Annotated in this window: 14 protein-coding genes and 1 tRNA gene; 5 read left to right on the forward strand and 10 right to left on the reverse strand. The window is 71.9% G+C overall.

The features are described from left to right. Positions 1 to 7 precede the first annotated feature (7 nt). From abc-f to upp, 6 genes are all read right to left on the reverse strand, one after another. Positions 8 to 1,720 (reverse strand): ribosomal protection-like ABC-F family protein, encoded by a 1,713-nt coding sequence (abc-f, locus tag DFP74_RS11350; protein WP_121181660.1) that lies wholly within the window; start codon positions 1,718 to 1,720, stop codon positions 8 to 10. Positions 1,721 to 2,342: 622 nt separating this feature from the next. Further along, a complete protein-coding gene (locus tag DFP74_RS11355) occupies positions 2,343 to 2,570 on the reverse strand; it encodes a hypothetical protein (protein ID WP_121181661.1) in 228 nt (75 codons plus the stop codon). 321 nt (positions 2,571 to 2,891) lie between these two features. After that, a complete protein-coding gene (locus tag DFP74_RS11360) occupies positions 2,892 to 3,404 on the reverse strand; it encodes a PH domain-containing protein (RefSeq protein ID WP_121181662.1) in 513 nt (170 codons plus the stop codon). Between the two features lie 17 nt (positions 3,405 to 3,421). Next, the gene (locus tag DFP74_RS33855) at positions 3,422 to 3,586 is read right to left on the reverse strand and encodes a hypothetical protein (RefSeq protein ID WP_199725610.1); all 165 of its coding nucleotides are present in this window, start codon (positions 3,584 to 3,586) and stop codon (positions 3,422 to 3,424) included. Between the two features lie 229 nt (positions 3,587 to 3,815). Then, positions 3,816 to 4,058, reverse strand: a complete 243-nt coding sequence (locus DFP74_RS11365) for a three-helix bundle dimerization domain-containing protein (protein WP_121181663.1) — start codon at positions 4,056 to 4,058, stop codon at positions 3,816 to 3,818. Between the two features lie 405 nt (positions 4,059 to 4,463). Beyond that, positions 4,464 to 5,117 (reverse strand): uracil phosphoribosyltransferase, encoded by a 654-nt coding sequence (gene upp, locus DFP74_RS11370; protein WP_121181664.1) that lies wholly within the window; start codon positions 5,115 to 5,117, stop codon positions 4,464 to 4,466. Between the two features lie 334 nt (positions 5,118 to 5,451). Between upp and DFP74_RS11375 the strand changes: the two genes are divergently transcribed. From DFP74_RS11375 to DFP74_RS11390, 4 genes are all read left to right on the forward strand, one after another. Next, positions 5,452 to 5,952 carry a tRNA adenosine deaminase-associated protein gene (locus DFP74_RS11375; RefSeq protein ID WP_121188184.1) on the forward strand — a complete coding sequence of 167 codons (501 nt, stop codon included), beginning with the start codon at positions 5,452 to 5,454 and terminating at the stop codon, positions 5,950 to 5,952. A 41-nt stretch (positions 5,953 to 5,993) separates the two neighbouring features. After that, entirely contained in the window at positions 5,994 to 6,479 is a 486-nt protein-coding gene (locus DFP74_RS11380) for a tRNA adenosine deaminase-associated protein (protein WP_121181665.1), read from the forward strand. Between the two features lie 4 nt (positions 6,480 to 6,483). Beyond that, positions 6,484 to 6,966 carry a nucleoside deaminase gene (locus DFP74_RS11385; RefSeq protein ID WP_121181666.1) on the forward strand — a complete coding sequence of 161 codons (483 nt, stop codon included), beginning with the start codon at positions 6,484 to 6,486 and terminating at the stop codon, positions 6,964 to 6,966. A 10-nt stretch (positions 6,967 to 6,976) separates the two neighbouring features. Further along, positions 6,977 to 7,061: transfer RNA gene (locus tag DFP74_RS11390), tRNA-Ser, on the forward strand. Between the two features lie 132 nt (positions 7,062 to 7,193). On the opposite strand, the gene DFP74_RS11395 is transcribed toward DFP74_RS11390, so the two are convergent. From DFP74_RS11395 to DFP74_RS11410, 4 genes are all read right to left on the reverse strand, one after another. After that, positions 7,194 to 7,673 carry a hypothetical protein gene (locus DFP74_RS11395; protein ID WP_199725611.1) on the reverse strand — a complete coding sequence of 160 codons (480 nt, stop codon included), beginning with the start codon at positions 7,671 to 7,673 and terminating at the stop codon, positions 7,194 to 7,196. A gap of 71 nt (positions 7,674 to 7,744) precedes the next feature. Then, complete coding sequence (locus tag DFP74_RS11400; RefSeq protein WP_121181668.1) at positions 7,745 to 8,557, reverse strand: protein phosphatase 2C domain-containing protein; 813 nt, start codon at positions 8,555 to 8,557, stop codon at positions 7,745 to 7,747. A gap of 164 nt (positions 8,558 to 8,721) precedes the next feature. Next, positions 8,722 to 9,588, reverse strand: coding sequence for a LacI family DNA-binding transcriptional regulator (locus DFP74_RS11405; RefSeq protein ID WP_121181669.1), 867 nt, complete (start codon positions 9,586 to 9,588; stop codon positions 8,722 to 8,724). Next, positions 9,588 to 12,071, reverse strand: a complete 2,484-nt coding sequence (locus DFP74_RS11410) for a glycoside hydrolase family 2 protein (RefSeq protein WP_121181670.1) — start codon at positions 12,069 to 12,071, stop codon at positions 9,588 to 9,590. Before DFP74_RS11410 ends, DFP74_RS11405 begins: the two co-directional genes overlap by 1 nt. Positions 12,072 to 12,351: 280 nt before the next feature. Here DFP74_RS11410 and DFP74_RS34885 point away from each other — a divergent pair, with 280 nt between their 5' ends. Then, positions 12,352 to 12,789, forward strand: a complete 438-nt coding sequence (locus DFP74_RS34885; RefSeq protein WP_121181671.1) for a DUF3500 domain-containing protein — start codon at positions 12,352 to 12,354, stop codon at positions 12,787 to 12,789. Positions 12,790 to 12,813: the final 24 nt, after the last annotated feature.

Consider the following 12,813-nt stretch of genomic DNA (forward strand, 5'->3'; position numbering starts at 1 on the left):
GTCGACATCACTGCGCGTCAGAGTCGCCGACGACGGCCCCCTCGTGCAGCTCCAGGCGTCGGCCGGAGAAGCGTTCGCGCGTCCTGCGGTCGTGCGTGACGATCACCAGCGTGCCCGTGTAGCGGGACAGCGCCTCCTCCAGCTCCTCCACGAGGCCGGGGGAGAGGTGGTTGGTCGGCTCGTCCAGCAGCAGGAGGTCGTGGATCCCCGAGGTCAGTCGCGCCATCTCGATCCGGCGCCGCTGGCCGACCGAGAGCGCCGCGACCGTGCGGTCCAGCTCCGCCGGCCGGAACAGGCCGAGTGAGCCCAGCTCCTCCCGCAGCTCCTCGGGCGCCTCGGAGCGGCCCTCGGCGTAGGCCTCCAGGACCGTGCGCCCCGAGGGCGGCACGGTGTCGTCCTGGCGCAGGTGGCCCACCCTGGTGGGGACGCGGACCGAGCCGGAGTCCGGTGCCAGTTCCCCCGCCAGCACTCTGAGCAGGGTCGTCTTGCCCGCCCCGTTGGGGCCGGTGACCAGCACGCGCTCTCCGGCGGCCAGTGCCAGGTCGCGCACGTCCAGCCGGTGGTCGACGCGGACCCGGTCGAGGACGACGACGGGCGGTGCCTCCGGTGCGGTCGGCGACGGTGCGCCGGACGCGCCCGGTTCCGCCGGCGGAGGCGCCGAGGAGAACTCGGCGCTCATGCGCAGGGGGACCGGTGGCGGCGGCACGGGGTCCTCGGCCAGGCGCCGCAGCCGCTCCTTGGCGACGCGGATCCGGCTCCGGGCTCCGTGGTCGGCGCCCCGCAACCGGAAGGCCCCGTGCCCGAAGGAGGCCTTGGTCATCCGGCGGGGGATGCCGTCCAGGCGATGGGCGTTGTTCTCGACCAGGCGGCGCTGGCGGGCGGTGTCCAGTTTCCACTCCTCGTACTCTCGGATCCAGCGGGCCCTGGCCGCCGCCTTGGCCGCGAGGAAGCCGTCGTAGCCGTTGCCGTGGCGGTCGACCGTGTGCGTGACGTGGTCGACCTCCAGGACGGTGTCGGTCACCCCGGCCAGGAAGGCCCGGTCGTGTGTGACGGCGACGACCGTGCCGTGGTGCGACCGCAGCCGTTCCTCCAGCCAGGCCACCGCCCGGTCGTCCAGGTCGTTGGTGGGCTCGTCCAGCAGCAGGAGCTCGGGCGCCGCGGCCAGGACCCCGGCCAGGGCCAGGCGCGAGCGCTCGCCGCCGGAGAGTGTGCGCAGCGGGCGGGCGCGGTCCAGTCCGGGCAGGCCCAGGCCGTGCAGTCCGGCGTCGACGCGGGCGTCGGCGTCGTAGCCGCCGCGGGCCTCGAACTCGTTGAGCAGGTCGCCGTAGGCCTCCAGTTCCTCGCGGGTGGCGGAGCCCAGGCCCGCCTCGGCGCGGTGCAGGCGCCGCTCCAGCGTGCGCAGGTCGGACAGGGCCGTGTCGACGGCGTCCTGGACGGTGCCCGTCCGGACGCCGCCGGGCACGGTGTCCAGCGTCTGGGGCAGGTAGCCGACACCGCCGGGCGCCCGGACGACGAGCCGGCCGTTGTCGGGGCGTTCCACTCCGGCGAGCAGGCGCAGCAGGGTGCTCTTGCCCGAGCCGTTGTCCCCGATGACGCCGACCCGTTCTCCGGGAGCGATGCTCAGGGTGAGACGGTCCAGGACGACGTGGTCTCCGTAGCGCTTGGCGACGTCGGTGAGGGTGAGCTGGGAGCGGGCACGGGAGCGAAGTCCGGTGGTCATGGAAGGGCGTCCTCTCTGTGGTGCGGTCCGTGAGGGCGCGGATCGGCGAGGGACGGCCTGTGGCACGAGGTTTCGGACACGCCCGCGCCGGTGAGGGCGCTGGACGGGGCGAAGGGAACGTGGAGGCTGCCCGGCACGACCGCGAAGGAAGGGACACAGGTGGAGCGGTGCGACGTCGCAGGTCAGCGAGATCACGGTGCTCGGAACACGGGTGTCCGGCGCGGTTCTACAGGAAGATGTACAGCCTCATGAACAAGACGATACGTCTCGTCATACTGGGAGGCAAGCGCGTGCGAGTGAGACGCGCATCACGGTGCGTGGTGGAGTTGCGGGTGTCTGCATCCCGCTTCACTGACAAGCCGATTTGTCGACAGCGGCGGGCGGGCAGGGCGCGGCCGGGGCGGCCGGGCGGGAATCGCCGCACGCCGCGTCGGGTCCGACGCGGGTCCGGTGTCCGTCACCGGGGGCGGGAAACACGAAGGGCCGCCCCTCGTGGGGCGGCCCTTCGCTCGCTCGATGGCCGGGGCCTGGCGGCTCTCCGGTGGCGGGGGAGACTCCTGCACCGCGCCGGCGGACCCTTGGGTCCGGGCGCGGAGGCCGTCGCCTCCGCCGTGTCCTACGGCTACAGCCAGCGCGCCTCGGGGCGCGTGCGGCCGTTGTCGTCGGTGACCATGACCCAGTGCATGATCGGGTGTCCCGAACGCGTGGTGTCGGCACTGTCACGGGGCTGCGGGACGTTGACCGGAGTGGTCGTCAGTCCGGCGAGCCGCCGGGTCTCGGCCTCGGGGCGCTTGCGCCCGCCGGCCCTGGTGGAGCGAGCGAGGTGTGGCGCCTTGTTGCTGAGTGCCATGGGGACCTCCTCGTTTCCGTATCAGATGAGCTGAGTTAACCCCATGTTCACCTTGAAGTCAATCCGATTCCCGATCGGCGGGTCACGGATGGGGGAGGGGCTACTGAAGGCGGATATGCATCGTCGCAGGTCACAGGCGTACAGGTGGCTGGCCGGGAGGGCTCGGTCACATCGCGTCGCGGCCAGAAAAGGGTGGCCTGAGAGTTAGGTGAACGGAAGGTGAACGAAGGCCGAACTCGGTTTGGACGGCGTGCGGGGGCGGACAGCGAAGAGCACCCGCCGCAGTGGCGGGTGCTCCCCGTCGGACCTGGTGCGGGCGGGCTACTCCTTGAAGATGAGCCCCACGACCTCCAGGTAGAGCTGCTCCGGGTACGGGATGAAGGCGATCTTGCTCAGCGCCTGGTCCTGACCGGCGGACTCCATCACGAAGGTCCCGTAGCCGAGGAACCGGCCCAGCAGTGTCCGCTCGAACCTCATGTCCGTGACCTTGCCCAACGGCATCATGTTGACCTGCCGTGTGATGAGCCCCGTGGTCAGCAGCAGGCGGGCCGAGGTGATGACGAAGTAGTCCACCGACCATTCGGCCACGCGCCAGACGAACCACACCAGAACCAGCAGCCACAACCACCAGACGATGGCCAGAGTCGCTGCGCTGTCGGACGCGAACGGCAGGTTGCTCAGGATTCCGGCGAGGATCAGCGCCCCGAGCACCGCTCCGACCGGGCCGATCAGAACGGCCGGGTGTCGACGGATGGTCACCACGTCCTGCTCATGGGGCAGGAGGTAGCGATTGACGGACGCTGGAGCGCTGTTGCTCGACGCGACGAGCCGCATGGCAGCGGACCAACCCCCTACGGCAGCAGCGCGTTAACGAAGCGGGACATCGATTCGGCGCCGCCCATCAGGCCGCCCAGGGCGCTCTGGATCACGCCGGCCGCGCTTTCCGGCTGCGTGAGCAGATAGAACGCCAAGAAACCGATGAGCGCGTAACCGCCCCATTTCTTCAACTTCGCCACGACTGACTCCCCTTGGAATCCACCTGACCCACCAACCCAGCAGTGATTCTTGCATTGACGATGATGCCCGTAAAGCCTGGGGCCCACCCTCGGCGTGGCGGTATGTCGTCGGTTCCACGCTTGTGGGGTGTGTCCGGTTCCGGTGGGGTTGGTAACACAGTGAAGGGTGGTCCGGAATTCGACTCCGCCGCGTCGCAGGTCAGCGGGGCGTGGCCGGGCCGGGTGCGCCCTAACGCTGCTCGGCGAACGCCATCGCCAGGACCTGGAGGTGCTGGCGCGCGATGCGCTCGACGAGTTCGGGCGTGGCCCGACCCGTGACGTCCTGGGCACCGTGCCGCGCCGCGTCGACGCAGCGCGTGACGGTGGAGGAGTGGTGGACGCCGGAGAACTCGGAGGAAAGACGACTGACGACCGGACTGAAGTGCGTGTCAGGGGCTGTCTTGGTCGTCGAGGGGTAGCGGTTCTCGGGCATCTCACTCCTTGAGGGCCATGGGGGCGGCTTATGGCGCAGCGTAGGCGGTCGGGGGCTTTGCGTAGCCGCTGGAGGGTTGACAGAGGCGCGTCCGAGAACGGACGCCGCGCTCGGCCGTCAGCGGGCTGTGCCGATGTGGGGTGGTTTCGGCCTGGTGGGTCGACCCGGTTACGGGTGGTCAGGAACCATGATCACTGTAATCGGTTACGTTCCAATCTCGAAATGAATTCGGCTAACGCAATGCCGTGTCGCAGGTTGACCAGGCGCTGGCTGCCACCTGGGTCGACGTGCTCGGCGAGGGATCAATGCCCGATTTACGGACGTTCATTCACTCACATCCGAAAAGAACCGAAAAAGCGCCCGACCGGAGACCGGTCGGGCGCTGTCGACGTACTCGGGGCGCGGTCAGGCGCAGCCGTAGAGGCGGTCGCCGGCGTCGCCCAGACCCGGGAGGATGAAGCCCTGTTCGTTCAGGCGCTCGTCCACGGCAGCGGTCACGACCCGCAGGGTCGCGCCGTGGTCGGGTCGGAGGGTTTCGGCCAGCTTCCGCTCGACGGCTTCCAGGCCCTCGGGCGCGGCCAGGAGGCACAGGGCGGTGATGTGGTCGGCGCCCCGGTCCACCAGGAGCTTGAGCGCCGCCGCCAGCGTCCCGCCGGTGGCCAGCATCGGGTCGAGCACGTAGCACTGGCGGCCGGACAGGTCCTGCGGGAGGCGGTCGGCGTAGGTCGCGGGCTGGAGGGTCTCCTCGTCGCGGGCCATGCCCAGGAAGCCGACCTCGGCCGTGGGCAGCAGGCGGGTCATGCCGTCGAGCATGCCCAGGCCCGCGCGCAGGATCGGGACCACGAGCGGGGTGGGACGCGTGAGTTGCGTTCCGGTGGTCTCCACGAGCGGAGTTCGGATGGTGACGTCGGTCACTCGAACGTCCCGGGTCGCCTCGTAGGCGAGGAGGGTCACCAACTCGTCGGTGAGCCGTCGGAAGGTGGGCGAGTCGGTCCCGACGTCGCGCAGGGTGGTCAGCTTGTGCGCGACCAAGGGGTGGTCGACGACCAGGGTTTCCAAGACGTTCTCCGGGTGAGCTGGGACAACAGGACAGTGGTGGGGATGAGGGGTCGGCCCGAGTCTAACCGTGAGCGACCCCCGTACCAGGGTTCACTCACGCCCCACCGGGGAGGAGAAGGCCGACCGCCGGCCGCGTCCCGGGCGGCGCATGCGTCGCGCCGATTCCCGGGAACGGCCCACAGGGAGGCGGCGCGTCGGTTCTCATGAGAACGTGGGCGGACTGACGCAGGAGACAAGGCGACGGCGAGGTGGACGTGATCGTTACCATGGCACACGCACGGGCGATCGGCGGGACCTCGCCCGCACATGGTGCACCGGCCGGGTTGGGGTGACGATGACAGTTCTCGATCATGGTGACGACGACTCTGGCGACTTCGCGGCGATCGCGTACCGGGAAGAGGAGTACTGGGACGTCGACCTCCTGCCCGTGTCGCTCACGCGCGACCTCAAGGGGCTCGTCCACGCGCTGCGGCAGCAGCCCAGCATCAGCGGGTCCCTCGGGCTGGTCTCGGTCGGCGACGACTTCTTCATCATCGCCAGGGTCTACGGCGAGGAGGTCTCCCTCTTCCTCTCGGACGTGACCGCCTCCGTGGACTGGCAGGTGGCCCGGGACGTGCTGGACTACCTCGACATCGACCAGCCGGACGACGACGATCTCGACCAGGTCCTGCCGGCCGGCGACCTGTCGATCGTGGCCGACCTCGGCCTGGACGAGATGGAGCTGGGCGCCCTGGCGGGCGACCTCGACCTGTATCCGGACGAGGTGCTGGCCAGCGTGTCCGAGCGGTTGGGATTCGCCCAGTCCTTCCAGCGTGTCCTTGACGGGATGGGGTAAGGGGACGGGGACGAGCACCTCGGAGAACAGGAGCACGCGCGGTGTCGACCTTCGCAGCTGTCTTCGCCCCCAACGGGAAGACGTGGCGGGGAACCGAGGTCGAACTCGGGGACGTGAGCGTCATCGACGACATCACGGACCTGATGATCGACTTCGCCGTCGAGCGGGGCGGTGACTCCTCCCTTCTCCTCGTCGAGGCCGACGACGAGTGGTTCGCCCTCGTCCGGACCGAGGAGGACGGCGAGCCCCGTGTCTACCTGTCCGACGCGCGGGTGGTGCACGACCACCCCCTGGCGGCGGTCCTGTCCGAGGCGGGCGGGCTCGGCGCCCCCCAGCCCGCGGAGAGTGCCGGCGCGCGGCCCAATCCGGCGCCGGACGGCGACGGGCGCATGCTCGCGGACCTGGGGATCACCGAGGACGAGCTGCGTTCGCTCTCGGTCGGCGGCGGTGTGCTGCCCAGCGACGTCCTCGCGGTCGTCGCCGAGCGCGCCGGCTTCGCCGACCTCCTCGACGAGATGAGGCTGTGAACCGGTGCCGGACCGGGACGCCGTGGACGCGGCGCTGCGCCTGGCGATCGCCGAGGGCGAGCTCGCCGAGGACACGGGCGACGTCCCGGTGGGAGCGGTGGTGCTCGACGCCGACGGGACCGTCCTCGGAACGGGGCGCAACGAGCGTGAGGCCACCGGTGACCCCACGGCGCACGCCGAGGTACTCGCCCTGCGCGCGGCGGCCCGTGCGCGCGGTGAGTGGCGTCTGAGCGGCTGCACGCTGGCCGTGACGCTGGAGCCGTGCACGATGTGCGCCGGTGCGATCGTGCTGTCCCGGGTGGACCGGCTGGTCTTCGGCGCCCGCGACGCCAAGGCGGGAGCCGTCGGGTCGCTCTGGGACGTGGTCCGCGACCCCCGTCTCAACCACCGTCCGGAAGTCGTTCCACCCGACCTGGTCAGCGAGGACGTCGCGGATCGGTGCGCGGATCTGCTGATTCGATTTTTCGAGAGGCGCAGGATCCGGTAGAGTTCCTCTCGGTGGAGTCGCCTAGTGGCCGATGGCGCCCGCCTCGAAAGCGGGTAAGGGGCAACCCTTCGAGGGTTCAAATCCCTCCTCCACCGCACGAGGCCGATGTTCACGCAGGTGAGCATGCGGCCGGTAGAGGTAGCGAAGGCCGGTTGGTCCGAGCCGGTGCACGCAGGTGCACACGGCGAGGAGCAGCCGGCCTTTCGCGTGCGCGGGGCCCGCGGCGGTCAGTGTGGGACGCCGCCGACGCTACGGGTCCAGACATGGAGGGGTTCCGGCTCCGGCCCGTTCACGGCCTGCCCCGCTTCGCTCCGCACCTCGTCGAGGTCCGACCAGTGGACAGTGCCCGGCGCGTCGTCGCCGAGGAAGTCGTGGATGATGGCGGCGAGGTCGTCCGAAGGCAGGTAGGCGACGCCGAACGGCAACCGGTCCGGGGCCACCGAGCCGGTCGAGCAGCGTAGCCGGCCGGTTTGGGCGTCATGCCACACATAGAACGTGGCCGCTCCACCGAACCCCAGCGCACGGACGCGGGACTGGACGGATGCGGCGGTGCGCTCGAACGCGGTCACCACGTCGGACGCGGACAGCGTCCGTCTTTCCTCGGGATCCGGCGCCAGCGACCAGGTGTTGACCTCCGCTTCCCTCGATCTGTCAGCCGGGTCCAACACCAGCGGCTCTTGCGCGATCTCCGCGATCCATCTCAGCAACACCGGACCAGTATCCCCATGACAGTTCCGCTGACGGGGCGGCGCGGTGGGCAACAGCGGGGACGCCGCGTTCAGGCGGGGGACCAGATGACGGCGGTGGCGTCGTCGTGGAGCTTGCCGGGCGTGTACCGCCGCGGCCCGGCGTCCTCCCGTTCGAGTGCGCGCACGTGCTCGATCAGCGCCGCGGGGCCGTCCCCAGCGGCGAGGGCGTAGCAGTCGCGCCAGGTCTGGGAGCCGAAGAGCTCCACACCGCGCGTGGCGCCGTCCGTCAGCGCGGCGAACCCGGCCAGCCCGTCCAGGGGCAGGGATCCGGTCAGGGCTTCGGCGGACGCGCGGGGATCGGCGCCGGCGGTCCAGAACCCGCCCGGCACGTTGCGGCGGGCCCGGATCCCCCGTCCTCGCGCGTGGGGCCCGGTCGCGGGCTCGGGGCCGTCCGCGGCCGGGGGAGCGGCGGCGAGTTCGCGCCTCAGGTCGTCCAGGCGGGTGTCCCTGATAGCGGTGACCGTGCCGCCTGTGTCCTCGACCAGGAGCACCGAGTCGCACAGGACGAGGTGCTCCAGCCGGTCGCCGGCGAAGCGGACCAGGACGACGGTGGCCGAGGGGCCGTCCTGGTTGCCGAGATCGCAGCCGGGCCCGTGGAGGGAGGCCGCGGTGGTGATCGCCTCGGCGAGCACGTCCCGCAGGGGCCGGCCGCCCGCGAGCCCGGCGACCAGGAGGCCGCCCAGGCGGTGGGTGTACCAGGCCGCGCCGTGCGCGCAGCCGACGTCCACTCCGTGAGGTGCGCCGACGCCGTCCAAGACCACGGCTCCGTCGGGGGTGGCGGCGGCGAAGTCCTCGTTGTCGCGGTCGGGGCGTCCGGGCTCGGTGGCCAGCAGGAAGGGCACGGGTCGGTCCTGGTCGGTTCGCGGGCGGTCACTCGCCCCGAGTCTAGGACCGCGGGCGGCACGCGCGCGGGTGCTCCCCGTGCGGGCTCGGACGGCCGTTTCGGTCCGCGCGTCCGCCGCGGGGCCCGCCGCGCCCGGTGTCGGCCGGGGCGGCGGGCACGCGCTCAGCGGGGAGCGGGGCCGGTGCTGCCGCGGGCGACGAAGCGGGCGGCGGGGGACCACCGCGGTTCGACCGGTGCTCCGTCGAGGAGCTCCAGGACGGTGCGGGCGACCGAGGCGCCGTACTGGTACACGTCCACGCTCATCGCGCTCAGCGGCGGTGTGGCCAGCTCGCACAGGACCGAGTCGTCCCAGGCGACCAGGCTCAACCGGTCCGGTACGGGCACGCCCAGCCTGCGCGCGGCGGCCAGGCCCGCGACCGCCATGGCGTCGTTGTCGTACAGGATCGCCGTGGGCCGGGGGTCGCCCGCGAGCAGCCCGGCCGTGAGCCGTTCACCCGACTCGTGCGAGTAGTCGCCCTCCACCACCGTCGGTTCCGGGAGACCCGCCGACCGGCACGCCTCGGCGAGGGCGGTCGTGCGCGCGGTGGTGTGCCGCAGCCGGGCGGGGCCCGTCACGCGGGCGATGTCCCGGTGCCCCAGGTCCACGAGCCGGGCCACGGCGTCACGGACGGGGGCCGCGTCGTCGGTGCGCACGGCGGGCGGCTCGGCGGGGCCGTCCCAGGAGCCCGCCAGCACGGCGGGCAGGCCCAGTGCGTCCAGGAGCGCCGGCCGTTCGTCGTCGGAGGTCAGGTTGACCACCACCACCGCGTCCACCAGGCGGCGGTCCGCCCAGCGCCGGTAGGTCGCGGCCTCCTCCTCCGGTGTGGGCACCAGGTGCAGGATCACCGACCCGCCGCGGCCGGCGAGCCGCTCCTCGATGCCCGCCACGAACTCCATGAAGTACGGCTCGGTGCCGAGCATCCGGACGGGTCGGGCGACGACCAGGCCGACCCGTCCGGATCCCGCGGGACCGTGTCCCGGCTCGTCCATCAGGCGGGCACCGCCCCGGCGTGCGGAGTGTTGGCCGACCGCAGGACCAGGGGCGCGGTCAGGGCGGACGGGTCGATGTCGGCCTCCGTCCGTACCGTGAAGGACCGGCTCTCCCCGGCGAGCAGGGTGACGAGCATGTCGTCCACCTCGGCGTCCGGCGCCACCCGGTCGGCCAAAATCGCCACGTCACGGGCGAAGGACCTGGCGCGCACGTCCACCCGGTAGCCGCCGGGGACCGCGACGGCCTTGGCGGTCAGGGCGTCCGTTGCGTAGTGCAGGTCGACGTCCTCACGGAACAGGTGCACGGCGCGCGCGTCCTCGTACGTGGCCACCAGCACCTCCTCCTTGGTGTTCCCGGCCGCCAGCAGCGGCCTGGCCAGGTCGAGCACGGCGGTGGCGCGCGGGGCCACGGAGAGGTCGATCCCGTCCTCGGCCAGGACGGCGCCCGCGAAGGACTGGCGCTGGACCGCGACCCGCCCCTCCCACGGCTCGTCGGTGTCGTTGACCGCCACGAGGACGTCGCGGCCGTCGCGCGGCTGCACCGTGAGCAGGCGCGGAGCGTAGGCGTGCCGGAGCCCGTAGAGCAAGGGCTTGGCGCGCTCGTCGCCGTCGACCGCGGCCCAGGAGGTGACCGGCCAGCAGTCGTTGATCTGCCAGACGATCGCGCCCGCGGTGCGCGGCCACCAGGAGCGGTAGTGCTCGATCCCGAAGACGATGGCGCGTGCCTGGTTGAGCTGGGTCGCCCAGTGCCAGTCCTCGAACGTGGCGGGCGTGGGCAGGTGGGCGGACAGCCCCCGGTTCAGCTTGCCGTTGCCGTCCTCGGCCTTCTGGTGCAGCAGGAACGCGGGCGACTCCGGGGTCATCGGCTCGTCGTGCACCCAGTCGGTCAGGGTGGCCCAGGTGGGCGGGCCCTGGAAGCCGAACTCCGAGCAGAACCGGGGGACGTTGTCGCGGTAGGCGCGGTAGTCCGTCTGGTTCCACACGGTCCACTCGTGGTGGGTGCCGTGGTCGTCGACGTTGGGGTGGACCGCGTCGAGCGCGTGCCCGGGGCTGTAGGGGCTGCCGTCGGCGTAGAAGCGCGTGGGGTCGAGCTCGGCGACGATCCGGGGGAACAGGTCGGTGTAGTAGCCGTGGCCCCAGGTGCGTCCGGCCAGCGGCTCCTGCCAGCCCCAGTCCATGTAGCCCCAGAGGTTCTCGTTCCCGCCGTTCCACAGCGCGAGCGAGGCGTGCGAGGTCAGGCGGGCGACGTGCTCCCTGGCCTCGGCCTCGAACTCGCTCCGGAGCGGCTCCTCCTCCGGGTAGGCGGCGCAGGCCAGGAGGAAGTCCTGCCACACGAGGACGCCGCGCTCGTCGCAGACGTCGTAGAAGTCCTCGCTCTCGAAGATCCCGCCGCCCCACACGCGCAGCAGGTTCATGTTCGCCCCGACCGCCTGGTCCACGCGGCGCTCCAGGCGCTCGCGGGTGATGCGGGTGAGGAAGTGGTCGTCGGGGATCCAGTTGGCGCCCTTGACGAAGATCGGCTTGCCGTTGACGACAAGGGTGAACGGGGTCCCGTGCTCGTCCGGCGCCGTGTCCACGGTGACGGTGCGGAACCCGATCCGGCGGGAGCCGGTGTCGAGGGGCTCGGCGGCGCCGGCCTCGGCGAGTGCGAAGGACAGGTCGTACAGGGGCTGTTCGCCGTGGCCGGCCGGCCACCACAGCCGGACGCCGGGGACCTCCACGACGGCGACCGCGGTGTCGGCTCCGGCGGGCACGGCCGCCTCGACGCGGTGGCCGGCCACCTCCGCGGTGAGCACCAGGCCGGTGTCTGTCCCGGTGCCCGCGCGCTCGACGTCGGCGTGCACCTCCACGCGCCCGCTCCCGTCGGGCGCGACCGTGACCAGGGGGCGAACCCGAGCGAGTCGGGCGGTGGTCCAGCGCTCCAGGCGGACGGGGCGCCAGATCCCGGCGGTCTGCAGGTCGGGCCCCCAGTCCCATCCGAAGGAGCAGGCCATCTTGCGGATCATGTTGAACGGGTGCGCGTTGACGTGGGGGCGCGCGCCCAGGGACTCGCGCTGCTCCTCGGCGAACTCCAGCGCGGAGCGGAAGGTGACGGCGAGCTCGTTGGCGCCCTCGCGCAGCGCCGCGCGGACGTCGAAGCGGTAGGACCGGTGCATGTTGGCGGTGCGGCCGAGCACGTGCCCGTTGAGTTCGACGGTGGCCACCGTGTCCAGGCCGTCGAAGGCCAGGTCGACGCGCTCGCCCTCCGCGGGAGCGGTCGCGTCGAAGGTCAGCTCGTAGCGCCAGTCGGTGCGGTGGATCCACGCGAGCTCGGTCTCGGCGGAGTCCAGGTACGGCTCCGGGATCAGGCCGGCCGCCAGCAGGTCGAGGTGGGTGCTGCCCGGCACCGCCGCGGGCAGGGCGCGTCCGGCGATGTTCTCCGGGACGGGGCCGGCGATGGCGGACATCCGCCAGCCGTCGTGCAGGGTCTGACGGAACCGCATCCGGTCCTCCAGGACGTGAGGTGGGGTGGTGGGGGCTCGTGGCCGGGTCCGCTCGCGCGGAACCGGCCACTCGGAGGATTCTTACTTTAGTGAACTAAGTAAGTCAACAGTCCGGCCCGCGGCCCCAGACCCCGAGCACCTCCTCAGCGCAGCGCGTGTCCGGCCCGGCCCTCGCTCTCCGCGGGCGGCGGCCCGGAGCTACGAGGGGGTGCGGGTCGCCACGCTGTCGCCCCCGGGGGGCGCGAGCCGGCGTTCGGTAGCGCGGAGGCCTTCCTAGGGCGTGTATGACGGACACTCACCCTGCTGCGCGACGCCCCAGCGGCACCCTCACTGCGTTCTCATCAGTCAACAGCCACACCAGGATGCTTCCTTCTTCGGCCTTGCGAGGCCACCACTGGAACACCGCTCGCGACGGGCGGCATCCGTCATACACGCCCTGGCGCCGCTGCCGGAGGGCCCGCGCCGGGCGAAACTGCGCGAGGTGCGCCGGCACGCCGACGACTCGTGGTTCTCCTGGATCGGAGGGCACGCGCCCGGCGACGTGTTCTACTACCGCCTGCAGTCACCGGTGCTCGTCGCCGAACTGGACCACCACGGCGGTGTCTTCCTCGACGACGACGTGCCGCGGCGCTTCCACGTGCACACCGTGCTGCGCGTGCCGAACGGCAACGACTACGGGCGGTCGTGGGTGCGCCAGTGGCGCGCCCGGTGTCCGTGACCGGACCGGCGGTACCCTGGGGCG

The organism is Nocardiopsis sp. Huas11 (genome assembly GCF_003634495.1).
In the GTDB taxonomy this organism is placed as follows: domain Bacteria; phylum Actinomycetota; class Actinomycetes; order Streptosporangiales; family Streptosporangiaceae; genus Nocardiopsis.

What these genes read in the sequence shown, in the direction of transcription:
- DFP74_RS11360 (WP_121181662.1), bottom strand. Translation starts at nt 3,404, where the DNA reads ATGCGGCTCGTCGCGTCGAGCAACAGCGCTCCAGCGTCCGTCAATCGC.
- DFP74_RS11405 (WP_121181669.1), bottom strand. Translation starts at nt 9,588, where the DNA reads ATGGACGAGCCGGGACACGGTCCCGCGGGATCCGGACGGGTCGGCCTG.
- abc-f (WP_121181660.1), bottom strand. Translation starts at nt 1,720, where the DNA reads ATGACCACCGGACTTCGCTCCCGTGCCCGCTCCCAGCTCACCCTCACC.
- DFP74_RS11410 (WP_121181670.1), bottom strand. Translation starts at nt 12,071, where the DNA reads ATGCGGTTCCGTCAGACCCTGCACGACGGCTGGCGGATGTCCGCCATC.
- DFP74_RS11355 (WP_121181661.1), bottom strand. Translation starts at nt 2,570, where the DNA reads ATGGCACTCAGCAACAAGGCGCCACACCTCGCTCGCTCCACCAGGGCC.
- DFP74_RS11365 (WP_121181663.1), bottom strand. Translation starts at nt 4,058, where the DNA reads ATGCCCGAGAACCGCTACCCCTCGACGACCAAGACAGCCCCTGACACG.
- DFP74_RS11375 (WP_121188184.1), top strand. Translation starts at nt 5,452, where the DNA reads ATGACAGTTCTCGATCATGGTGACGACGACTCTGGCGACTTCGCGGCG.